The following is a 22,749-nucleotide window of genomic DNA, read 5'->3' on the forward strand; positions in this document are numbered from 1 at the left end:
TCCCTAAGATAAAGGTTAGGCAAGCCACCATAAAATAAAGGGTAAACACAATCGACACCCACAACTTCATCCGCACCAATTTTTAACCGCTAGGGCTTTTCGCTGACGGGATACAATTGGCGCCCTTGATTCTTAACTTGGCTAGGCCCTAGGCATGCATTTAATCTCTCCCTACGCTCTGGCCTGTGCTCTGGTGAGTTTTGATTTGAGAAACAGATTTATTCTTCATTTTGCCGTGAGACTATCGTTCGCCCTTCGGCTTTATTGTCAAGCACAACGCTCCGCCACAAACGACTTGAAAGCGCGCAAAATTCAGCTACAGTTTTAGCCGTACTTAACATCGATTTAAGCCACGAGCTTGATCAACACAAACAGAGCTGTACTTCAAGGAAGTAGTATGATTGATTTCGAACATATGCGCGGGGCGGATGACTTTAAGAAGCATGCATTACCTTATCTTCTCGGAGCCACCAAGCGTTTCTTTGGCGGGTCGGTGAAATTTGATCACAACCCCCTTAACACAATAAAACATCAATACGGCATCAACGTTCTCGAAAACCCAAAACGCGGAGTCTATATAATCAATAGTTCCTGCGCAGTTGTATTGGGACGGGTTCTTGATGGAAAAACTGTAGTCGCTGCATTTTCACTACAAATTACCAACACCATATTTACCGGACTAGAGAGACTGCTAAATGTCTTTGAAGGTGTCCTCGCCATTACGCTAAGCCATAGCGTGAAAGAGAAATTCTCTCTAAAACCACATCAATTTGGCGATGAACTGCTTGAGTTAACGATATCAAAATTCTTCAGTCGCGGCCACTATGACTACAGAAAATTCAAACAACTAATCGAACTCTTTCACAAACTCGCAAACACTCGATTCGAAGGTAGAAACTTTACTACAGGACTCGTTCTAACTCGATCATTTTACGCATACGCTAACATGCGCCAACATACAAGAGCAGGCACCCTACTACCCCTTAAAGAAACTCGAAAACTTTCCCCAATAGATCCTATAGATAAGCGTTTCTGGTACTTGGCAGATGGTCAAACGTCTTATTTTCTCGCAAATCCCGCATTAGAAATTGCGAACGCATTCCTTGCAAATTCCAGCAGGCAAGCGTTAGCGTCTTTTGTAGACGATTATACATTGAGCAAAACCATAAAAGGAGGAGACGCTCTTTTTCGGGTCACTAGCCAATCAGAGTATTCCATTACTGGCTCCGAAGGCATTGAATTCAACTTCAAAGAAGGGCAGTGGCGAATCCGTAGCCTCACACAAATAGCGGACTTGATAAGATCAACGCTTCACGTTAAGGAGAATTTCATTCAAAGCCTTCTTTACTATGTATTTTATCTGGCTCGCCGCAGATTGAGTTCAATTATATGGATCCCCTTGGACGCCACCAAATTTGACGAAATGCTACTATCAAAAAATTCGCTCACTACAACCCCTTTTTCATTACTTGACGAAAAACACACTCAAACACTTGTTAGACTTCTCTCTAGCGATGGAGCGTCTATTTTTAATACGGACGGCACCCTTTTGTCTTATGGCTCAGTCATCGACATTTCAAAGGTAGTCATAACTGGTGTAAAAGGGACGGGCGAATCAGTAGCATCTATACTCGCAAAAAATGGATTATCTATAAAGATATCCCAAGATGGCACAATCAAAATGTATTCTACGGATAACGCCAATCCCACCATAATATAAAAACATTAAAAAACGGGACGGACCACCATTAATTAGTACGGTATTCCCCGTCCCCCCTTATTTAATCGTCGCTTTACCAACTCCCATATGGAATACCGAATTTCTCGATATACTGCTTGGACTTTTCACTAATGGGATAAGCGTATCGCCCTTGGGTTTTCCCCTGACTCGGCCCCAGCGGTTCAATTTCGGCCTGCGCTTTCGCCACTTCGACCGGATGGTGACATGAATCTCTTACCCAAACCTGGATGGCACCGCCGGGAGCTAAACCCAGATAGATCGAAGATATATAGGTAGCTGTCTGGTCTGGAGTTTTCGCGCAGCGTTGATTCACCGATGTCAGTATCAGTTGTCTGGCTTCTTCGGGTATATCCACCCAGGCTCGATAGGTCTGAGGTTCTACGATGGACTGCCAGCGAACGAAGATCCGTTTCGGGAGATCAGCAACCACTACTGCTTTCGCGGAACTGCCCACACCGTGCCAACCTCGCGCCGACGCTGTTCCATCTTCTGGCTGCCCACCCGATGCGGATCCCTTTCCCGTACGAAGAAACGTCTTTCCTTTGATGTCTTCGACGGAAGTGTCTTCAACCCACACCTTCATGTAGTCAGGTTCGGTGAAGCCTAGCTCTCACCACGGAGTTTTTGGATCGTTTTTGACTGATAGTGAATTGCTTGACTGGCAACCGGTAATCAACAGGGCAACAAGTATCGTTATCAGCTGTTTCAACGGATGACGATTACCAACTCCCATAGGGAATGCCGTACTTGTCGATATACCGCTTGGCCTTTTCACTGATGGGATAAGCATATTGACCACCATTCTTACCCAACTCGGGCCCCAGCGGCTCCAACTCAGCTTGAGCACGAGCGACTTTCACTGGGCGCCGGCATAAATCTCTTACCCACACTTGCACCACACCACCCGGAGCGAGTCCCAAATAAACTGAGGCCATGAAGCGTGCTGTTTTCTCGGGGGTTTCCGGGCAGCGCTGATGGGTAGACGTCACCATCACTTGCCTGGCTTCTTCAGGGATATCTACCCACGCCCGGTAAGTTTTTTGCTCTGGAATCGATTGCCAGCGGACAAAGATCCGCTTAGGTAGCCCTGACCCAATAACCGGTTTGCCTGTACCACCAACACCTATCCAACCGCGCGCCGATTCTTTGTCGTCATTCGGCTCTGCACCGCTGGCGTTCCCTCCTCCGGCTCGCAGAAAGGTCTTACCGTCAATATCCTCCACGGAGCTGTCTTCAACCCACACGTTCATAAAATTGGGTTTGATGAACGCCAGCTCCCACCACGGGTATTTGGGATCATTTTCACCTGAGTTGGAGCTTGTTGCGTGACAGCCTGTGAAGGCCAAAACGCCCAATAGAGCTACGAGTATTCTCATTACCAAAGCTTCCAATCAGCTACGTGAGGATGCTGCACGCGAATGCCATCCTCCGTTGGTGCATTGATGTAAACGGCTCTCAAGCCGCTGCCGTCACGTCTCCCTTGCGGGTGATTCCAGTTGGCAGAGGTATGGATGTATTTCAGTTTCAGCAATTGCTCTTCTTCTGCGGTGGTGCTGTAGTCGCCGGCGATGAACCTGTCACAAAGCGATTGCAGTTCCTGGGGAACGGCATACTCGGTTCGTCCAGGAATGTCGGTGAACGGCACACCTTTTTCTTTGGCCAACTGATACATCACTCTCAAGTAAACCGTTGAGAGTTTGCCACTAACCGGGCGTTTGAGTTGTAGCCCAGCGTATACGCGTTTTTGCTTAGGCCCGAAACGATCTTGCGGATCGGCCGGCAAAGCAAGCGCAGCGGGCGTTACGATTTCCAACAGATGAGCAGGCCAGCCTTTGGCTACCCACTGACTTTTTACCCGAGCGGCATCCTGATAGATCGAGGTTGTTTTCACGTCAGTGTTGCTCCAAACATCAAGCGTTTGCATGGGACTGACCAAAACACACTCTTCGACTTCATCGAGGTAGCTGCCCCCGATATCCGAGTGGACACCTGGAAATGCGTATTCTGGATAGTCGGGTTTGACGTTACTGAGGGCGAAGTTGGCCCGACATTCGTCGCGAGCAACCAAGTGGACGACGTCCTTGAAAAAACGCGGATCAAGGTACAGTTTTATGCCCGGTGCTATGGGGCTTTTCACCCTGCCAAAATTCGTGAAGCCAGCAATTGACGGCACTGTATCGAACAGCCCAATGAAGCCCATTCGGATGCCGCCACCGTACTGGTCGACAAAGGTACGGGAGAAATTATTGGCGTAAGTGGCCAATAGATCCCTAAGCGGCCCCTGCTTACCTCTTACGATTTCATTTGAGAAATGGCGAGCTGCCGCTGCGCCTCGACTGAATCCGAAAGTATAAAAGGTGATCGATGTAATTTCACTGTTCGGATTCTCTTGAAGGGCATCCTCAAGGACTTGTTTGATGAAGGTAAACGAAGTCTGAACACGCCCTGCGACTCCAGTCTCTCCACGCCCCATGCCTTGACCGACCAAACTGTCTTCTTCATTGGATTGAGTGCCAATTCCTTCAATGTACAAAGGGCGGGATACTTGTTTTATCGAACCCTCTCCTTCAGCAATCGGAGCTTTGTAATACAGGTCGGCAAGCTTCTTTATGTTGGTCGCGCCAGCGCCATAACTGCTGTCCGGGTTCCCCATATAGGGCTGACAACTAGCAGGAATATCTTCCGGCGCAATCGGATGCTGCGCCCCACACAGCAATCCCGCCGCCGTGTTGTTCGCATTATTCCCAGTGCCATCAAAGAAAACCCCAATCCTCAACGCGATCCCGATTTTCTCAGGTTCGCGCGCAGGCTCTTTCCCATGCTTCTCATATTCCGCCCAACGCTGGGCGTGAATATCGACGGGTTTGGCTTCTTCGTAGCGGTAGTTTTTCGGGGGGTTGGGTACGTAGCCACTCATCCGTGATTCCTGGTTCTGATCCTTGAGAACGGCCCGAAGGGTGACAGGCGTGGATGGGGGGCGCAAGCCGTGGCCGTGTGCCAGCCAGGGTGTGACCGCGGGGTTCGACGAGGGTTTCCCCTCGTCGGGGTGGGATTGGTTAGCTAGCGATTTCGACGTTATCCAGCGCTTGGTTGACGGCGATTTCGCCGAGCATCACGACTTGGGCGATGCCCAGTGCGGTTTTGCGCTGGGAGGTGTCGAGCATGGCGGCGAAGTTGAGGAGCATTTCGCTGGCGGAGCCGAGGGTTTCGCTGGCGTTGGCGAGCAGGGATTCGCTGTTGTACTTCGGGTTGGCGAGGTACATCCGTTCGGGTTGTTGGGTGCTGGCCATGATTTGGCTGGCGGGTTTGAGGTAGTGGTCGAGGGCGCGTTCGGCGGCTTCGTGGAATCGCTTGGAGTCGGGGGTTTCGTAGGGGGATGTGGGGTCGGTTTCGGGTGGGTTGGGTGTTGGTTTGATCATTGATGAAGCTCCTACGTCAAAAAAAGGAGCCATCACTCTCGCTACCAAACGAGGGTGGCGGCCATGCGCAGGTTGGTAGACCGGGACGTAGAAAACCGGCGCGCCCGAAGACGCCCTGTGCATGACCACCATAAAAGCCGTGTCGAACAGACACTGCGAATGATGATGCTTATGCAATCTACGAAAACTCAGGGCTACCAAACCCGATCACTGTTTTTCAGCGACCGACAGACGATAGAACCCGCGACCTAGACGCACAAGCCGGCGGATTCTGGCTTAGTCGTAGGTAACGGCGCAAGGCGTTGTAGGGTTTCGGTGGTTACTTGAGGCTTCCTTTAAACAGTGGTGGTTTTTACTGTTTATTTCGGTCAGTGGTTGATGGGGTGACTGGGTGGGTGTCTTCGCGAGCAAGCTCGCTCCCACAGGGGATATGTGGTGGGTTTGGGGTTTGCGGTGACTGGGCTGGCGTCTTCGCTAGCAGGCTAGCTCCCACAGGGTTATGTGGTTGGATTGGGATTGGTGGTGGCTGGGCTGGCGTTATCGCGAGCAGGCTCACTCCTACAGGGGATCGTGGTCACTTGAGGTCGAGTTGGGTGTCTGGGAGGGTGCCGGAGAAAGTGGGTTCTACCGGGCCGCTCAGGGTTACGGAGCCTGAGCCATTCCAGTGGACGGTGACGGGGCCGCCGTCGCATTCGACGTTGACGGTGTGGTCGAGCAGGCCTCGGCGGATGCCGTTGACGGCCGCGCCACATGAGCATGAGCCGGAGCCGAGCGGGATGGCACCGTTGCGCTCCCAGATGCGCAGGCGGATGTGTTGGCGGTCGATGATCTGCACGAAGTGGACGTTGGTTTTGTGCGGAAACAATGGGTGGATTTCTAGACTCGGGCCGAGGGCGGCGATGTCGACGGTGCTTAGGTCGTCGACGAAATAGGTGCAGTGCGGATTGCCCATGTTGCAGGCGGTTGGGGCGCCGGCGAGCGGTAGAAAAAGTGTGTCGTGTTCTTGCGCCAGAGGGATGTCTTGCCAGTCGAACAACGGTTCGCCCATGTCGACGGCGATCAATCCGCTGGGCGTGCGTTCGCAGGTGAGCAAGCCACGGTTTGTGCGCAGGATGATCGATGTTCGGCTGGCTTCGCGCATCAACCTGTCCGCCACGCCACGGGTGGCGCTGCCGCACACATCGAGCGGCGAGCCGTCGGCGTTCCAGAACTCCACGCGCGCATCGGCGTCTGTGCAATCAAGGACCACGGCGAGTTGGTTGAAACCGATGCCGCGATGGCGATCGCCCAGGCGCCGGGCGAGTTGGCCGGTGACGGGGTTGGTGACGTTGCGTGAGTCGATCACGACGAAGTCATCGCCGTTGGCGTGCATCTTATGGAAGGTGAGTGGCATTCGCTGCGTCTCTGGTGTGCGTCATGTTGATCAGCGCTGAACGTTTGCCACCCGGTGCCGGGCGCTCTTCAATGGAGAACGGTACGAAGCCAAGTTTCGGGTAAAGCAGCAGGCCGGCGGTGTTTTCGTTGAAGCAAGACAGTTGCACTTCCTTGGCCTGGTACTTTTCGAAACCCAACGCGGTCATGGTTTCGACGATGTACCGCGCCACACCCTGACCTCGGGCATATGGCGCGACGATGACGTTGCCAATACAGCAGATGCCATCGTGCTCAGCGCGGTAGAAGTTGGCGAAGCCGACGAACTCGCCGTTGGCCAGAAAAGCCGTGGACTCGAAGCGTTGGCTGATTGCGCTGTGCATCTGTTCTTCCGTCAGCGGGAAGTTGGCTTTCGGGAACATGAAGAACAACTCTTGTTCGCCCTGGGGAAAGCTGCAGATCATTTTGACGTCGTCGGCCGTCACTGGCCGGTGGGTGAAATTCATCGCTGCCCTGCCCTCACTTTTTACCCGCCAGATGATGCGCAACCAAGGCGTTGGCATGACCGTGGCCCATGCCGTGTTCCTCCTTGAGCCACGCCACCAGTTCCATGTGTTTCTTGTCGCTGATGCCGGCGAGCAGGTTTAGCCAGTGATCGATGGGCTGGCCGTATTTCTTTTCGATGGAGGGAAAGTACGACGCCGGGCCTTTTACCTTGTTGTCTTCGCTCATGCTGCAAGCTCCCTGGGATCGCGACGGAGGGTCGGATAACGCTCCTTGTCGTCAGGGCATAGAGTGGCCGGGAAGTGGCGTTCCGGCAACCACTGCCGCTGCATCGGTGTCACCACCACGGGTGATGCCGATACTTGAGCAACCTGTTTCAGGGCACAACCGCTGGCGGTGAAATGCCTTGCAGCTCGCCGGGTTGCGCCGATGAACACGCCAAAGTTTCTGGCACCGTCAGCCACAACAGCATCAATGCAGCAGCCGCGACCGCCGCCAACGTCAGGAACGCCGCGCTGTACCCAGCCGCCTGCACCACAAACCCTGCAAGGCCGTTACTCAACGCCGCGCCCAATCCGAACACAGTCGACAGCGCCCCCAGGCTGATATTGAAGTGCCCGGTACCCAGCGTCAGATCTTTCACCACCACCGGAAACAACGCACCGAAAATCCCCGCGCCGATGCCGTCGAGCAACTGCACCGAGACCAGCCACCAAGGGTCGTTGGACAACACGTAAAGCACGCCACGCAATGGCAGGATCAGAAAGCCTGCGAGCAACAACGGCTTGCGTCCCCAGACGTCCGCTTTCGCCCCGACCAGCAACGCGACGGGCACCATGACCAGTTGCGCGGCAACAATGCAGGCGGAGGTCAGGGGCGTGGCCATCTGTAAATTGGCCTGCGCCAGTTTCTGGCTCACCAGCGGCAACATCGCGGCGTTCGCCAGGTGGAAGAGCGCGCAGCACACGGCAAACATCAGCAGCGGTCTGTTGGTGAGCAGTACTGACAAACCTGATGGTTGCGCGCCATGTCCGCTGCCGCCGGAGTCGAGGCCGCGCGCGAGATCATGGTCGATGGCTTTGGGTGAAACAAAGGAGACGGCGATAACGCTGGCAATCGCCATCGCCGCCATCAGATAGAACACGGCCACTGGGCCGAACAGGTAGGCAAACAGCCCGGCCAACAGCGCCGCGCAAGCATTGCCGGCGTGGTTGAAGGTTTCGTTGCGACCGGTGCGGCGGGTGAAGGCGCGCGGCCCGGTGATGCCCAAGGTGATCGCTGAAATGGCCGGAGCAAAAATCGACGCGGCGACGGCGCTCAGGGCTTGAGTCAACGCCACCAGACTGAATGACGTGACGAACGGCAGCAGCAGACAACTCCCGGTCACCAGCAGCGCGGCAATCGCGATCAGCGCGCGTTTGTAGCGGGTGTTGTCGACCAGAGCGCCCGCCGGTGTCTGGGTGATGAGCGCGGCGATCCCGGCAATGGTCATGACCAGACCGATGCTGGCCGGGTCCCAGTGGTGAACCGCCAACAGGTAAATCGCCAGATACGGGCCGAGCCCGTCCCGCACGTCGGCAAGGAAGAAATTCAGGCTATCGAGTGACAGGTTATTCCGGCGATCGAGGTGAGTGGCCACGGGCAGCGTCTTCAATGTTCGAGGTCGTGCGAATTGAATCAACCTCCGCAGATTGAGTGACCTGTCGCCCGTATATTTAGTTGCATGGAGCGGCTGCAATCAGCCGCCCGGCAACACGGCCAGTCGCGCTCAGATCGATCGCTGGTTGACCCGCGCCATCAATTGCTCGGCGCTTTCCTTGCGCTCGGAATAGCGGTCGACCAGATGCGCCTGTTGATCGCGCAGCAGCACGGTGAACTTCACCAACTCTTCCATCACATCAACCATGCGATCGTAGAACGGCGACGGCTTCATCCGCCCCGCTTCGTCGAATTCCATATAGGCCTTCGGCACCGAGGATTGGTTGGGGATGGTGAACATGCGCATCCAGCGCCCCAGCACGCGCAACTGATTGACCACGTTGAACGACTGCGAACCGCCGCAAACCTGCATCACGGCGAGGGTTTTGCCCTGGGTCGGACGCACCGCGCCGAGTTCCAGCGGGATCCAGTCGATCTGCGCCTTGAACACGGCCGACATCGCGCCATGGCGTTCCGGCGAGCACCAGACCTGGCCTTCCGACCACAGCACCAGATCACGCAGTTCCTGCACTTTGGGATGGTCGACTGGAGCGTCGTCGGGCAGTGGCAGACCGGACGGATTGAAGATGCGTGTTTCGGCACCGAAGTGTTCGAGCAGGCGCGCGGCCTCCTCTACCAGCAAACGGCTGAAGGAGCGTTCGCGGGTCGAGCCGTAGAGCAGCAAGATGCGTGGTTTGTGCGCGTCCGGTGGCGAAGGTTTGGCGTTATCGAACAGATTGAGATCGAGGTTGGGCAGTTCGGACATAAATCCTCCTTAAAGCGTGCCGATTCGGTCGAGCGCGGTTTTCAGTTCATCGCGGCTGAGGGTTTCAAAGGGCAGGTCGAGGAAGGCCTGGCAGCGTTGGCCGATGCGCGCCAATGTCGCGCGAAAGGCTGCGTCAATCGTGGACTCATCACCCGTCACATCGGAGGGATCTTCCAGCCCCCAGTGGGATTTGAGCGCCGGGCCGAAATACACCGGGCAGGCCTCGCCAGCGGCTTTGTCGCACACGGTGATGACGATGTCTGGCGGGTTGCTTTCGAAGGCGTCGTTGCCTTTGCTGTGCAACCCGTCGATGGCGATGCCATGCTTTTGCAGGATCAACAGGCTGCGCGGCAAGACTTGGCCTTTGGGAAAACTGCCGGCACTCACCGCTTCAAACCCGGCAGGCGCCAAGTGATTGAACATGGCTTCAGAGAGGATGCTGCGGCAGCTGTTGGCCGTGCACATGAAAAGAATTCGCATGGTTTTTGCTCCCTCAGCAACAGGCGGCTTCGCGAACCGGACGACCGTCCATGTTCTGCAGGCGCGCGGCGTTGTCTTTGAGCCAATCGGTGTTGGCTGTGGAGGTCACTTGCAGGATTTCCCGAACCCAATCGGGCAGGTCCGGATTGAGCCGGTAATAGACCCACTGCCCCTGACGGCGATCAAGCAGCAAACCATTGCTGCGCAGTTGCGCGAGGTGGCGACTGATTTTCGGCTGGCTGTCGCCGAGTGCGCACATCAACTCGCAGACGCAGAGTTCACCTTGATCGGCGATGAGCAGCATGGCGCGGACGCGGGTTTCGTCGGCGAGGCTCTTGAAGACGTCGGTAGGGGTGATCATGGGACGGGCTCAATACATATGGAAATTCGAATATACGGATATCCATATATAAATCAACCCGGAGATGACACACATCTCGCGAGATATACGCATACCCCTTGTGGGCGCGAGCCTGCTCGCGAAGGCGGTGGGTCAGGCGAGATTTGCGTATCAGATATACCGCTTTCGCGAGCAGGCTCGCTCCCACAGGGGATTTGGGTGCGCCTGGTTTAACCGCGTAAAAGCCCCTGCTCCGCCTCACACAACCCCACCACATAATCCCAAACCACCCGCAACCGCACCGACTTGTGCAACTCGCGCCGCGTGCTGATCCAGTAACTGCGCTCGATGCTTTCATCCGGCAGCAACGGCACCAGTGCAGGATCCGACTCGGCCATGTAGCAAGGCAGCACCGCAATGCCCAATCCCGACCGCGCCGCCTCCTGTTGCGCGATGACGCTGGTGCTGTGAAACACAACCCGAGGGCTGCGGCAGAAGCTGTTGAGAAACATCAATTCCTGGCTGAACAGCAAATCATCGACATAACCAATCCAGGCATGCCGCCCAAGGTCTTCGCGGCTGTGCAGGGGCGGAGCTTTATCGAGATAGCGTTGGCTGGCATAGAGCGCCAAGCGATAGTCCGTGAGCTTGCGCGTGACGAGCATGTCCGCCGCCGGGCGCTCCAGATGAATACTGATTTCCGCTTCACGGTTGAGGATGCTGACAAAGCGCGGCACCGCGACCAGTTCCACTTCCAATCCCGGATAACGCTCGAACAAGCCGATCATGCGGCTGGCCAGGAACTTGATGCCCAGCCCTTCCGTCACCCCCACGCGAATCTTGCCCAGTGGCGCGGTGGATTGAGTGATCTCTTCCTGCGCCAGCAGCGCAACGTTTTCCATCGCTTCAGCATGTTTAAGCAGCGCTTCCCCCGCCGGGGTCATTTCGTAGCCTTGCGCATGCTGGACGAACAGCGCGGTGCCGAGGCTCTTTTCAATGGCTTCGATGTGGCGGGCGACGGTGGCGTGGGTGGTGTTGAGGCGGCGGGCGGCGGTGAGCAGGCGGCCGCTGCGTTGCAGTTCGAGAAAAAACCGCAGGTCGTTCCAGTCGAACATGGCGTGTCCTTGTCAGCTATGGTCTATGCAGGCTGTTTGAAAACGCACAGCGGCTGCGCAAAAACTAACATTCTTTTAACGAAAGCTAACAACTAGAGTGTCCGACAATAAAAACAAAAAGCGAGGTCAGGGAATGCAGACTTCCCTTGATGAATACGACTACATCGTGGTCGGCGCCGGCCCTGCCGGGTGCTTGCTGGCCAATCGGCTGTCGGCGGATCCGCAGCAGCGCGTGCTGTTGCTCGAAGCCGGCGGGCGCGACAACTATGCGTGGATTCACATTCCGGTCGGCTACCTGTTCTGCATCGGTAACCCGCGCACCGACTGGTGTTTCAAGACCGAAGAACAAGCAGGCCTCAATGGCCGCGCGCTGAGTTATCCGCGTGGCAAAGTGCTGGGCGGCTGTTCTTCCATCAACGGCATGATCTACATGCGCGGCCAGGCCAACGACTACGACGGCTGGGCGGCCGAGGGCAACCCGGGCTGGGCCTGGAACGACGTGTTGCCGCTGTTCAAGCAAAGCGAAAATCATTTTGCCGGGGATGCTGAATTTCACGGCGCCAAGGGTGAATGGCGCGTCGAACAACAGCGCTTGTCGTGGCCAATTCTGGATGCCTTTCGCAGTGCCGCCGAGCAGAGTGGTATTGCCAGCATCGATGACTTCAATCAGGGCGATAACGAAGGTTGCGGCTACTTTCAGGTCAATCAGAAGGCCGGGGTGCGTTGGAACGCCGCCAAAGCGTTTTTGAAACCGGTGCGTAACCGCCCGAATCTGACGGTGCTGACCGGGGTTGAGGTGGATCGTGTTTTGCTCGAAGACGGTCGCGCTTCAAAAGTCAGTGCCCGTCATGAAGGTCAGGTCAAACAGTTCAAGGCGCGCAAAGAGATCGTCCTGTGCGCCGGCGCGGTCGGTTCGCCGAGCATTCTGCAACGTTCCGGGATTGGCCCACGGCCGCTGCTCGAACGCTTGGGCATCGGCGTGATTCATGAGCTGCCGGGCGTCGGCGGTAACCTGCAGGATCACCTGCAACTGCGCCTGATCTACAAGCTGGAAAATGCGCGCACGCTGAACCAGATCGCTGGCAGTGTGTGGGGCAAGATGGGCATGGGCCTGCGTTATCTGTATGACCGCAGCGGGCCGTTGTCGATGGCGCCGAGTCAGTTGGGCGCGTTTGCGCGGTCGGGGCCGGAGCAGACCTCGGCGAATCTTGAATACCATGTGCAGCCGCTGTCGCTGGAGCGTTTTGGCGAGCCGTTGCACAGCTTCCCAGCGTTCACCGCGTCGGTGTGCGATCTGCGTCCGCAGAGTCGTGGGCGGATTGAAATCCGTTCGGCGGATCCACAGGAAGCGCCGCTGATTCAACCCAACTATCTGAGCCATCCTGAAGACCTGCGCGTGGCGGCCGATGCGATTCGCCTGACTCGCCGTATCGTCAGCGCCCCTGCCCTGCACGCCTTTAAACCAGTGGAATATCTGCCCGGCGCCAACCTGCAAAGCGAAGAACAGTTACAGGAAGCAGCAGCGAAAATCGGCACGACTATTTTCCATCCGGTCGGCACCTGCCGCATGGGCAATGACAGTGACGCGGTGGTCGATGCACAACTGCGCGTACACGGCGTGCCCGGTTTGCGCATTGCCGATGCGTCAATCATGCCGCGCATCACCTCGGGCAATACGTGTTCGCCTACGCTGATGATTGCGGAAAAGGCTGCTCAACTGATCCTCAATTCCAAAGCTGTAAACACCGTACCTGTGGGAGCGAGCTTGCTCGCGAAAGCGGTAGATCATTCAACATAGAGGTTGACTGACAGGACGCCTTCGCGAGCAAGCTCGCTCCCACAGGGATTTGCATCCCATTCAAGGCATCGCGCATCACCCGGACACGCAACACCAGTGGAACAACAAAAACAATCACTGTGAGGGATACCGATATGTCAGAACACGTTCAGCCGCTGGACGCCGTGCGTAGCGCGGAGACCAGCCCGGATACACGCAAAGTCATCTTCGCTTCATCACTGGGGACGGTGTTCGAGTGGTATGACTTCTTCCTCTACGGCGCCCTCGCGGCGGTGATCAGCAAGCAGTTTTTCGCCGGGGTCAACGACACCACAGCGTTCATCTTCGCGCTGATGGCCTTCGCCGCAGGCTTTATCGTGCGGCCGTTCGGGGCGTTGGTGTTCGGTCGGTTGGGGGACATGATCGGGCGCAAATACACCTTCCTTGCGACGATCATTTTGATGGGCGTGGCGACGTTCTGCGTCGGTCTGCTGCCGACTTACGCCAGCATTGGCATCGCCGCGCCGATCATTCTGGTGCTGCTGCGCATGCTTCAGGGCCTGGCGCTTGGCGGCGAATACGGTGGCGCTGCGACTTATGTGGCAGAGCACGCGCCAATCGGCAAACGCGGCTTCCACACCAGCTGGATTCAGTCCACTGCGACCCTTGGCCTATTGCTGTCGCTGCTGGTGGTGCTGGGTTGCCGTTACTTCACCGGCGATCAGTTTGAAGTCTGGGGCTGGCGCATTCCGTTCCTGCTGTCGATTGTGCTGCTGGGCATTTCCACCTGGATCCGCCTGAGCCTGCACGAGTCGCCGGCGTACCTGAAGATGAAAGAGGAAGGCAAAACCTCGAAAGCACCGATCCGCGAATCCTTCGGCAAATGGGAAAACCTCAAAGTCGTGCTGATCGCCCTGTTCAGCATCAACGCCGGGCAAGCGGTGACCTTCTACGCGGCGCAATTCTACGTGCTGTTCTTCCTCACCCAGTTCCTGAAAATGGACCCGGCGGTGGCCAACACCTTGCTGATCATCAGCGTGGTGATCGGCGCACCGTTCTTCATCATTTTCGGCTGGCTGTCGGACAAGGTCGGGCGTAAACCGGTGCTGATGCTGGGCCTGTTGCTGGCCACGGCGCTGTACTTCCCGATCTTCAAATCGTTGGCGCACTATGCGAACCCGGCGATCGATCAGGCCAGCCGTCAGGCGCCGATCACCGTGCTGGCGGATCCCGCGACCTGCACCTTTCAGTTCGACCCGGTGGGCAAAGCCAAATTCGACAGCCCGTGCGACAAGGTCAAAACCTTCCTGGTCAAGCAAGGCCTGCCCTACTCCAGCGCCGCCGCGCCAGCCGGCAGTGGCGTGCAGATCAGCGTTGGCGACGTAAAACTCGATGGCTACGACGAAGCGGCGTTGCGCGGCGCAATCACCCTCGCCGGCTACCCGCAACAAGCGGATCTGCAGCAGATCAACAAACCGATGATCGTCGCCCTGATCGTCGCGCTGATCATCATCTCGGCCATGTGCTACGGCCCGCTGGCGGCGCTGATGGTCGAACTGTTCCCGACGCGCATTCGCTACACCTCGATGTCGCTGCCGTACCACATCGGCAACGGCTGGTTTGGCGGCTTCCTGCCGACGGTGTCGTTTGCGCTGGTGGTGTACACCGGGGACATCTTTTACGGGCTGTGGTATCCGGTGTTGATTACCGGCGTGAGCCTGGTGGTGGGAATGATCTGTTTGCGTGAGACGAAGAATATCGATCTCGACAAGAACTGAAACTCAACCAGATAACTATCGGCGAGGGCATTTACCCTCGCCGTTTTTTTTGCTCAGGCATCAGCCTTGATCACCTCGAACTTCACCTGATCCGGATAAAACGCCACGTAATCGCGAATTGGCGCTACTGACACTTTCGGATTCTCATACGTCCACACCGCATTCGCGCCTTCATGTCCTGGCACCTGCAAGCTGAAGTAGTTGGCGTCGCCCTTGTACGGGCAGTAACTGGTGTGGTCGGTGCGGGCGAAATACTTTTCGTCGATGTCTTCGCGGGGGACGTAATAGACCGGCGGGTAGTTGGCTTCGTTGAGGATCAATACGTGGGAGGACGCGGCGACCTGGATGCCGTGGAATTTCACCAGCAAGCAGCCGGCAAGTTGTTCGAGGGCAATGACGGGACTGGGGCCGGAGGTTTTCATGGGGTTCTCCTGAATACGGCGAAGAGACCGGTTCAGGTATAGCCCATCAGTTCTGGTTGGGGTGGATTTACAGCCGAACGGCCCTTTAACCTCAAAAGCCCCTCACCCTAGCCCTCTCCCGGAGGGAGAGGGGACCGATTGGGGGATATTGGCGAGATTTACCGACTTGAACGATTGGCTCTGAATCCATAATCGACTCGATTTTTCAGGTCGATAGATTTCGCCAGACAACTCGGTCAGTCCCCTCTCCCTCGGGGAGAGGGTTAGGGTGAGGGCCGTTCTTCAGGCATCACGCAACAATATCAGTCGCCACCGCCTGCCCCACCACACCCACAGCAAAGTCCACCGAACCCTGCCCCGTCAGGTCAACCATCAGGCTGGTCTGATTGGTCTGCGCGAAGTAAGTCAAAATCGCATCACCCGCATGCCCAGTGAAACCGCTGACAAAGTTCAGCGACGCCGCACCGCTCGCAAACCCGGCGATCCCCGACAAGTCGATCTTGTCCAGACCACTGGTGAAATCCATGATCCAGTCTGGCGCGGTCATGGTCGAATCACTGGCAGCACCGAACACAAAGGTGTCTGCACCGGCACCGCCCCACAAGGTATCGCCACCGCCACCACCGTAAATGATGTCATTACCGGCACCGCCAAACAGGTCGTTGGCGGCCGCATTGCCGATCAGCAGGTCATTGCCCGAACCGCCCAGCGCATTCTCCACGGTCACACCGTAAGCAATCGACACGTTGCCGACCAGGCCACCGACATCAGAGAACGAACCTTCATTGAGGTTGATCTTCTGGTTCTGGCTGAAACCGGAGAAATCCAGGGTGTCGTTACCGCCGCCATCCCACACTGAGAACACCACTTTCGATGCCGCCGAGGTGGCGCTGTAAAAGTCGCGCTCGGCGTTGGAGTTAAAACCGTAGGTGGTGTCATCGGCGCGGGTCGCGTAGTTGGCGCCATAGAGTTTTTGCACCGCGACGATGTCGTCCAGCAACGGCGCCGAGGCGTATGCGCCACTGCCGTCCTTGCTGAAGTTCTGGTCGGTGTTGGCTTCACTCCAGTAGCTCATCAGGCTGTAGCCACGGGTGTCTTCAGCGTATTTGGCGTCGTTGTAGGTCGGGTTGCCGTTACCGGCGTTGTACGCGCCCGGGTGCGACAGGCCGAGGGTATGGCCGATTTCGTGGGTCAGGGTCTGGCGCCCGTAGTTGTTGGTGTCCGGGGTTTTGTTGACCTGATATTGATCGTTGATCAGATACCACGACTGGCCGTCGTAGCTGCCGCCGCTCGGCAGATAGGCGAACGCCGCGCCACCGGTGCTGACGTCATAGTTGCCGAAGGTCATGTGGCCATCGCCGCCCTTGCCTTCCGTGAAGGTGACGTTGGCAACGTCGGCCCAGGATTGCATGGCCAGCACGGCCTGAGCTTTTTGCTGGGCGCTGAATTCGCCGAAGTTGCCCAGTTTGACGTTGTAGTTCGCCGGTTTCTCGGTCAGGAAGGTATAGCTGAGGTCGATCTTGCCATCCGCGTTCTTGTCGCCCCACGACAGGTTTTTGCGCAGGATTTCATCAGCTGCCTGGTCGGCAGTGAACGACGGTTTGCCGTTGACCAGGCCGTTGCCGCGGTCATACAGGTGGCTGAACGTATTGATTTCGTCGAAGGCGCTGCTGGTTTTGGATTTGGCTTGAGCCATGGTGGACTTCCTTGTTTCTGAGTAGTCAGTGTCGACAGACCACGGCGACCTTCTGGCGAGATCGTCCTGTCACTCGCGTGTTTGCATCGGCGAAAAACCTGACACAGGCGCCAACCGGGCGCTAATCAATTTCTCGATAGCCCTGCCTGCGTCCCTGTATTACCCGTCACCTGCTGCAATGCTTTTTATCTGTATATCCATACAGATAAAAGTTGCCCCTGACGCCAAGTCCGGCCATTCTGTGCACCTGTTCCGACCTTGATCGACGATGGTGGTTATGCGGCTCTACCTCTGTGAAAAACCCTCCCAGGCCAAAGATATTGCGGCCGTGCTCGGCGCCAAGCGTCGGGGCGACGGCTGCTGGCTGGGAACGGACGTCACGGTGACCTGGTGCATTGGCCATTTGCTCGAAACCGCGCCGCCGGATGCCTATGACGCGCGCTACAAGCGCTGGGTGCTGGCTGATCTGCCGATCATCCCGGACAAGTGGAAAATGACCGTCAAGCCGCGCACCGCCAGCCAGTACAAAGCGGTCAAGCGCCTGCTCGGCGAGGCCAGCGAACTGATCATCGCCACCGACGCCGACCGTGAGGGCGAGATGATCGCCCGGGAACTGGTCGAGCATTGTCGTTATCGCGGGCCAATCCGCCGTTTGTGGCTGTCGGCACTGGACGAAGCGTCAATCCGCAAGGCCTTGGCCGCGTTGAAGCCGGGGGCCGAGACGTTCAGCCTGTATCACTCGGCGCTGGGCCGCTCGCGGGCCGACTGGCTGATCGGCATGAACATGAGCCGCCTGTTCACGCTGCTCGGTCGCCAATCGGGTTATCAAGGCGTGTTGCCGGTAGGCCGGGTACAGACGCCGACCCTGCGGCTGGTGGTCGATCGCGACCGCAGCATCGCCGATTTCGTGCCGGTGCCGTATTGGGCGATCGATGTCGAGTTACTGCACAACGGCACGCCGTTCACTGCACAGTGGCGCGCGCCGTCGGATGCCTGTGATGATCAGGATCGCTGCCTGAATCAGGCGTTGGCCCAGCAAGCCGCGACTGCGATGAAAAGCGCTGCCAGTGCCCGGGTGATCAAGCTGAAAACCGAGCGCATGCGTGAAGTGGCGCCCCTGCCCTTCGATCTCGGCACCTTGCAGGAAGTCTGCTCGAAGAAACTCGGCCTCGGCGCGCAGGACACCCTCGACATCGCCCAGGCACTCTACGAAACCTACAAAGTCATCACCTACCCGCGCAGCGATTGCGGTTATCTGCCGCTGAGCCAGCACAGTGAGGCGCCGGGGATTCTTGCGGCATTGCGTCAGGCAGATCCGGGCCTTGAAGCGCTCAACGGGTTTCTGGAGCCGCAACGCAAATCCAGAGCCTGGAACGACGCCAAAGTCAGTGCGCACCACGGCATTATTCCTACCGCCGCTGCGAAGAATCTTGAACGCCTGAGCGGCAAGCACCGCTCGGTCTACACGCTGATTCGTGCACGCTATCTGGCGCAGTTTCTGCCCAACCACGAATACGATCGCACCCAGGCTGATTTCGATTGTGCTGGCGAAGCACTGCGCGCGGTCGGTAAGCAGATCATCGAGGCGGGCTGGAAGCGTGCGCTGCCAGAGGCGCTCGCACCGGCCAAAGGTCGCGAGGCACCGGCACCGCAAACCTTGCCGTCGCTGAGCCAAGGCATCGACTGCTCGGTGTCTGACGTCAGGTTCAAGGACCTGTGGACGCAACCGCCCAAGCCCTACACCGAGGGCGATCTGATCAAGGCGATGAAGAACGTCGCCAAACTGGTGGAAGATCCGCTGCTCAAACAGAAACTCAAGGACACCACCGGCATCGGCACCGAAGCCACCCGCGCCTCGATCATTCAGGGTTTGCTCGACCGTGGTTATCTGGTGAAAAACGGCAAGGCCCTCGCCGCCACCCCTGCCGCGTTCAGTTTGATCGACGCCGTACCCCGCGCAATTGCCGACCCTGGCACCACAGCGATCTGGGAACAAGCACTGGACATGGTGCAAAGTGGTGAAATGAGCCTGGAAGAGTTCGTCACCAAACAGGCGGCGTGGATGAGCAAACAGGTGACACGCTGTTCTGGCCTGAGCCTGACCATAAGCGGCCCGCCCCCTGCCGGCAAAGCCGCGGCACCGTGGAAAAAGAAACGCAAATCGACCCGCAGCAAATCCGCAGGCACCACCAAACGCACGGCGAAACCGGCGAGCAAATAAAACCCGCTAGTGTTTCTGCAAGGCTCATCACTTTCAGGAACCCGGCGCATGGCCAATATCGAATTGCATCCAGCTCAGCGCGATGAGCTGGAGACCATCGAAAACCTCATGCAGTTCTACATGTACGACTTCAGCGAATGGCTGCCGCTGAAACTCGCCGAGCATGGTTTTTTCTCCATCCAGCCGAAAACCGGCTACTGGCGCCATCCGGCCACCCAAGCATTTTTGATTCTCGTCGACGGTGAACTCGCCGGTTTCGTGACCGTCGATAACGAAACCCATCTCACAGGCGCCGAACACAACATCGGCTACTTCTTCATCGCCCGGCGCTTTCGTGGCCAAGGCGTCGCGCAGTTTGTCGTCTCTGCCCTCTTGAGCCGGATACCCGGTCAATGGCAGATTTTCCATATCGACGCCAACGTGCCGGCCCAGCGCTTCTGGGCCAGGCTGATACCTGTATTGACCGGCGGCGATTTCACCCTGCAGCAGCGCGAAGTGGACGGCTATGCCTGCACGTTCTACCGCCTGTGCACGCCTTTTTCCGTTGCCTGAACGGTTTCTTTCTCATTCCAAAACAGCTTTGTCCGACAATATGTAGTGAACAAAAATAATCACTACAAAACCGTTGACGGCGTCGTTTTGCTTTTGCATGATGAAGACGTTCCCCGATCGGGAACACGAGTAACACGCTTGAGCAAACTCGTCTGACCGCCGAGTTGTTTTTTCCGGATACACGCTGCCCACAAGGCAGATTGAAGAAGCTGACCTGGCCTGAACGTCCAGTACAAGGACGAGAAGCGCTGGCGAAAATTCTCAAGACGCTTGTGGTCGACACGGTAAATGTCGTCAAGGAGCCTCCCGGTTTTCGCTGCTTCTCCTCGTTGTGACGCTATTGCGTAGCAGTTATTCAACACGACTACATGCAACAGATGCACGACCCCGTACTTCACACGGGCGAGCGCTGACGTCCTGGTTTCGGTGCCAGGGATCAACTAACCGATGGGCTACCTGTATTAGCGAATCAACTTTGAAAGATCACCAGACTGGTCAAGGGGCAATATCATGAATCTGAACAATCAACCTACTATCGAAGAACTGGCTCGTATGTTCGCTGCGCAGAAAGACAGCCACGACAGCCATATTCTGTGGATCAGCAAGTCGGGGCAGGTGCATATCGACTGCCTGGCGACCCATGCTGACGAAGACGAGTTCGACCGCAACCATCAGAACCTGCTGGCCCGCCTGAAGATGTACCGCCGCGGCCACGGTTATGTTGGCAAGAAAGCCGCGGCCGACAAGGACTTCATCGGTAATGTGCTGCAAACGCTGAAACAGGCGTGGGACTCGATGCAGAACAGCAACGGTGTTCGGGTGATTGATCGGTTCTACTAAGCCACACGTTAAATAATCAAAAGGCCTGCTTCTCATAAAGAAGCAGGCCTTTTTTGTTTCCGGCGGGATTTGTGTGGTGCCATTTGGATCTTACCCCCTCACCCCAGCCCTCTCCCCCAAGGGGTAGAGGGGGAAAGGGGGCCGATTTGCATGCGTTTGAAAACCTGAGTTCGACTCAAACATTTCAGGTCGGCGCAACTCGCGCAAACACCTCGGTCAGTCCCCTCTCCCTCTGGGAGAGGGGCTTCCCATGTCCAACACCATTTCAGCAAACGCCACCGCCGCCGCACTGTGATAATTATTACGCCGTCGCAACAACGCCGCCCCACGCTGCGGCGCATCACTCTCGACCCGCAACCTGCGCAACGCCCGATCCTCGGTGGCAATCGCTTCCGGCAACATGGTTGCTATCGGCGAATGACGCACCACCTCCAGCAACGTACTCACCGAATTCACCTCGATGCGCACCTGCGGCGTAATCCCGTGCTGCCGAAAATACTCATCAACCGATAACCGCGTAATGAAGTCCGGCGCCAACAGAGCAAAGTCCAGTGCAGCGATATCCTCCGGTGTCAGCACTGAGCGACTGTCATACAGCGGATGCTCACGCCCGACCATGATCCCCAACGTTTCGGTAAACGCCGGAATGCATTCGATCTCCGGACTGCGCACCGGGGTAAACGCAATAGCGATATCCAGCGAGTCATCCGCCAGCCCCGCTTCAATGTCGTCCATCGACAACTCGAAGATCTGCAGATGAATCCCCGGATACCGCGCCGCAAAATCACGCACCAACGGCCCGACCAGATAGGCCATGAACGTCGGCGTCATCGCCAGACGTAACGTCCCCCGGGACAAGTCCTTGACGTCATGCAACGCGCGCTTGCCCGCCTCCAACTCAACCAGCACGCGCCGTGCGCACTCAATGTAAGCCTCGCCGGCGTCCGTCGGTTTGACCGTGCGTGAGGTGCGATCGAACAGGCTCACCCCCAGGGTTTCTTCCAGTTGGCGAATCTGCTGCGAGAGGGTCGGCTGCGACACATGCAGTGCCTCGGCAGCACGGGTGAAGCCGCCGTGATCGGCAACGGCCAGCAGATAACGCAAATGTCGCAGCAGCATGAGAAACACCATCTATAGGCAGGGCTTATGCAAAGGATTGTATATCGGTCTTGGACGCTATTGGTCAATCGGCAGAAAATCAACCCCACACAGCAAGCCAACCCCTGAAAGGAGTGACACCATGCAACAGTCCCACGCCTACAACGACAACAGCCTGGCCCTGACCACCCGCGTTCTCGACGCCAAGGCACGCAAAGATCTGTCGTGGCAGGATCTTGCCGACGGCACCGGTCTGAGCCTGGCGTACGTCACCGCCGCCCTGCTCGGCCAACACCCGCTGCCGGAAAACGCCGCCCAAGTGGTCGGCGACAAGTTGGAGCTGAGCGCCGAAGACGTCGCCGCGATGCAGATCATCCCGCTGCGTGGCAGCCTCAGCGGCGTGCCGACCGACCCGACCATCTACCGCTTCCACGAGATGATCCAGATCTACGGCACCACCCTCAAAGCCCTGGTTCACGAGCAGTTCGGCGACGGCATCATCAGCGCGATCAACTTCAAACTCGACATCAAGAAAGTCGAAGACCCGGAAGGCGGCTCCCGCGCCGTGGTCACCCTCGACGGCAAGTTCCTGCCCCTGCGTCCGTTCTGATCCGCACCGGCCCGCACCCTGTGTGCGGGCCACCCCCCCTCGAATGGCTACCCGTCATCCAACACATCTGGAGGCTGCCCCATGCAAAAAATTCTGTTGATTCTGGCCCTGCTCGGCGGTTTCTCCGCCCAGGCATTTGCCGCTGACGAAGCCGTCGCCTACCGCTACGGCATGCAGTTGGACATCGCCCAAGTGCTGAGCATTACCCCGGTTGCCGATGTGTGTGGCGTGGTGCCGGTAGCCATGACGTATCTGGACAGCCACGGCGACAAACACATTCTTCAATACAGCGAATTCGGCAGCGGTTGCTCGAACTAAAAG

22 protein-coding genes and 1 pseudogene are annotated in these 22,749 nt (G+C 57.2%); 8 read left to right on the forward strand and 15 right to left on the reverse strand.

Going from position 1 to position 22,749, the window contains the following annotated elements:
* The first annotated feature begins 397 nt into the window (after positions 1 to 397).
* Positions 398 to 1,720, forward strand: coding sequence for a hypothetical protein (locus tag A8O26_RS08425; protein WP_064117590.1), 1,323 nt, complete (start codon positions 398 to 400; stop codon positions 1,718 to 1,720).
* Positions 1,721 to 1,793: 73 nt separating this feature from the next.
* On the opposite strand, the pseudogene A8O26_RS08430 reads toward A8O26_RS08425, so the two are convergent.
* The 12 genes and pseudogenes from A8O26_RS08430 to A8O26_RS08485 form a co-directional block, all read right to left on the reverse strand.
* Positions 1,794 to 2,474: pseudogene (locus A8O26_RS08430) on the reverse strand (DUF2931 family protein).
* On the reverse strand, positions 2,461 to 3,117 hold the full coding sequence (locus tag A8O26_RS08435; protein WP_064117591.1) for a DUF2931 family protein: 657 nt from the start codon (positions 3,115 to 3,117) through the stop codon (positions 2,461 to 2,463). The pseudogene A8O26_RS08430 and the gene A8O26_RS08435 overlap by 14 nt, the downstream one beginning before the upstream one ends.
* The gene (locus A8O26_RS08440; RefSeq protein WP_064117592.1) at positions 3,117 to 4,658 is read right to left on the reverse strand and encodes a phospholipase effector Tle1 domain-containing protein; all 1,542 of its coding nucleotides are present in this window, start codon (positions 4,656 to 4,658) and stop codon (positions 3,117 to 3,119) included. Before A8O26_RS08440 ends, A8O26_RS08435 begins: the two co-directional genes overlap by 1 nt.
* A gap of 139 nt (positions 4,659 to 4,797) precedes the next feature.
* A complete protein-coding gene (locus A8O26_RS08445; protein ID WP_064117593.1) occupies positions 4,798 to 5,160 on the reverse strand; it encodes a DUF6124 family protein in 363 nt (120 codons plus the stop codon).
* Between the two features lie 574 nt (positions 5,161 to 5,734).
* Complete coding sequence (dapF, locus tag A8O26_RS08450) at positions 5,735 to 6,553, reverse strand: diaminopimelate epimerase (RefSeq protein ID WP_064117594.1); 819 nt, start codon at positions 6,551 to 6,553, stop codon at positions 5,735 to 5,737.
* Positions 6,534 to 7,037: a GNAT family N-acetyltransferase gene (locus A8O26_RS08455; protein ID WP_064117595.1), complete on the reverse strand. Its 504-nt coding sequence runs from the start codon at positions 7,035 to 7,037 to the stop codon at positions 6,534 to 6,536. Before A8O26_RS08455 ends, dapF begins: the two co-directional genes overlap by 20 nt.
* Positions 7,038 to 7,050: 13 nt before the next feature.
* On the reverse strand, positions 7,051 to 7,263 hold the full coding sequence (locus A8O26_RS08460; protein ID WP_034152439.1) for a DUF4287 domain-containing protein: 213 nt from the start codon (positions 7,261 to 7,263) through the stop codon (positions 7,051 to 7,053).
* A 148-nt stretch (positions 7,264 to 7,411) separates the two neighbouring features.
* Positions 7,412 to 8,674 carry an MFS transporter gene (locus A8O26_RS08465; RefSeq protein ID WP_064117649.1) on the reverse strand — a complete coding sequence of 421 codons (1,263 nt, stop codon included), beginning with the start codon at positions 8,672 to 8,674 and terminating at the stop codon, positions 7,412 to 7,414.
* A 129-nt stretch (positions 8,675 to 8,803) separates the two neighbouring features.
* Positions 8,804 to 9,499, reverse strand: a complete 696-nt coding sequence (arsH, locus tag A8O26_RS08470; protein WP_064117596.1) for an arsenical resistance protein ArsH — start codon at positions 9,497 to 9,499, stop codon at positions 8,804 to 8,806.
* 9 nt (positions 9,500 to 9,508) lie between these two features.
* A complete protein-coding gene (locus A8O26_RS08475; RefSeq protein ID WP_064117597.1) occupies positions 9,509 to 9,979 on the reverse strand; it encodes an arsenate reductase ArsC in 471 nt (156 codons plus the stop codon).
* Positions 9,980 to 9,992: 13 nt separating this feature from the next.
* The gene (locus A8O26_RS08480; protein WP_064117598.1) at positions 9,993 to 10,340 is read right to left on the reverse strand and encodes a metalloregulator ArsR/SmtB family transcription factor; all 348 of its coding nucleotides are present in this window, start codon (positions 10,338 to 10,340) and stop codon (positions 9,993 to 9,995) included.
* Between the two features lie 209 nt (positions 10,341 to 10,549).
* Positions 10,550 to 11,434, reverse strand: coding sequence for a LysR family transcriptional regulator (locus A8O26_RS08485; RefSeq protein WP_064117599.1), 885 nt, complete (start codon positions 11,432 to 11,434; stop codon positions 10,550 to 10,552).
* Between the two features lie 133 nt (positions 11,435 to 11,567).
* Here A8O26_RS08485 and A8O26_RS08490 point away from each other — a divergent pair, with 133 nt between their 5' ends.
* Positions 11,568 to 13,232, forward strand: a complete 1,665-nt coding sequence (locus tag A8O26_RS08490; protein ID WP_064117600.1) for a GMC family oxidoreductase — start codon at positions 11,568 to 11,570, stop codon at positions 13,230 to 13,232.
* A 134-nt stretch (positions 13,233 to 13,366) separates the two neighbouring features.
* Entirely contained in the window at positions 13,367 to 14,989 is a 1,623-nt protein-coding gene (locus A8O26_RS08495; RefSeq protein ID WP_064117601.1) for an MFS transporter, read from the forward strand.
* A gap of 53 nt (positions 14,990 to 15,042) precedes the next feature.
* On the opposite strand, the gene A8O26_RS08500 is transcribed toward A8O26_RS08495, so the two are convergent.
* Together A8O26_RS08500 and A8O26_RS08505 are read right to left on the reverse strand one after the other, a co-directional pair.
* Positions 15,043 to 15,411 carry a DUF427 domain-containing protein gene (locus A8O26_RS08500; RefSeq protein ID WP_064117602.1) on the reverse strand — a complete coding sequence of 123 codons (369 nt, stop codon included), beginning with the start codon at positions 15,409 to 15,411 and terminating at the stop codon, positions 15,043 to 15,045.
* Positions 15,412 to 15,700: 289 nt separating this feature from the next.
* On the reverse strand, positions 15,701 to 17,107 hold the full coding sequence (locus A8O26_RS08505) for a serralysin family metalloprotease (RefSeq protein WP_064117603.1): 1,407 nt from the start codon (positions 17,105 to 17,107) through the stop codon (positions 15,701 to 15,703).
* Between the two features lie 277 nt (positions 17,108 to 17,384).
* Between A8O26_RS08505 and A8O26_RS08510 the strand changes: the two genes are divergently transcribed.
* The 3 genes from A8O26_RS08510 (at position 17,385) to A8O26_RS08520 (ending at position 20,720) form a co-directional block, all read left to right on the forward strand.
* On the forward strand, positions 17,385 to 19,328 hold the full coding sequence (locus tag A8O26_RS08510) for a DNA topoisomerase III (protein WP_064117604.1): 1,944 nt from the start codon (positions 17,385 to 17,387) through the stop codon (positions 19,326 to 19,328).
* A gap of 48 nt (positions 19,329 to 19,376) precedes the next feature.
* Positions 19,377 to 19,880, forward strand: coding sequence for a GNAT family N-acetyltransferase (locus A8O26_RS08515; RefSeq protein ID WP_064117605.1), 504 nt, complete (start codon positions 19,377 to 19,379; stop codon positions 19,878 to 19,880).
* A 510-nt stretch (positions 19,881 to 20,390) separates the two neighbouring features.
* Positions 20,391 to 20,720, forward strand: a complete 330-nt coding sequence (locus tag A8O26_RS08520; RefSeq protein WP_064117606.1) for a hypothetical protein — start codon at positions 20,391 to 20,393, stop codon at positions 20,718 to 20,720.
* 216 nt (positions 20,721 to 20,936) lie between these two features.
* Here the strand turns inward: A8O26_RS08520 and cynR are convergent, their stop codons facing one another.
* Entirely contained in the window at positions 20,937 to 21,839 is a 903-nt protein-coding gene (gene cynR / locus A8O26_RS08525) for a transcriptional regulator CynR (RefSeq protein WP_064117607.1), read from the reverse strand.
* Positions 21,840 to 21,960: 121 nt separating this feature from the next.
* On the opposite strand from cynR, the gene cynS reads away from it, so the two are divergent.
* On the forward strand, positions 21,961 to 22,428 hold the full coding sequence (cynS, locus tag A8O26_RS08530) for a cyanase (RefSeq protein ID WP_064117608.1): 468 nt from the start codon (positions 21,961 to 21,963) through the stop codon (positions 22,426 to 22,428).
* A gap of 81 nt (positions 22,429 to 22,509) precedes the next feature.
* Positions 22,510 to 22,746 carry a DUF2790 domain-containing protein gene (locus A8O26_RS08535; protein ID WP_038366306.1) on the forward strand — a complete coding sequence of 79 codons (237 nt, stop codon included), beginning with the start codon at positions 22,510 to 22,512 and terminating at the stop codon, positions 22,744 to 22,746.
* Positions 22,747 to 22,749 lie beyond the last annotated feature (3 nt).

The sequence above is a fragment of the Pseudomonas fluorescens genome (assembly GCF_001648775.1).
Lineage (GTDB): Bacteria > Pseudomonadota > Gammaproteobacteria > Pseudomonadales > Pseudomonadaceae > Aquipseudomonas > Aquipseudomonas fluorescens_M.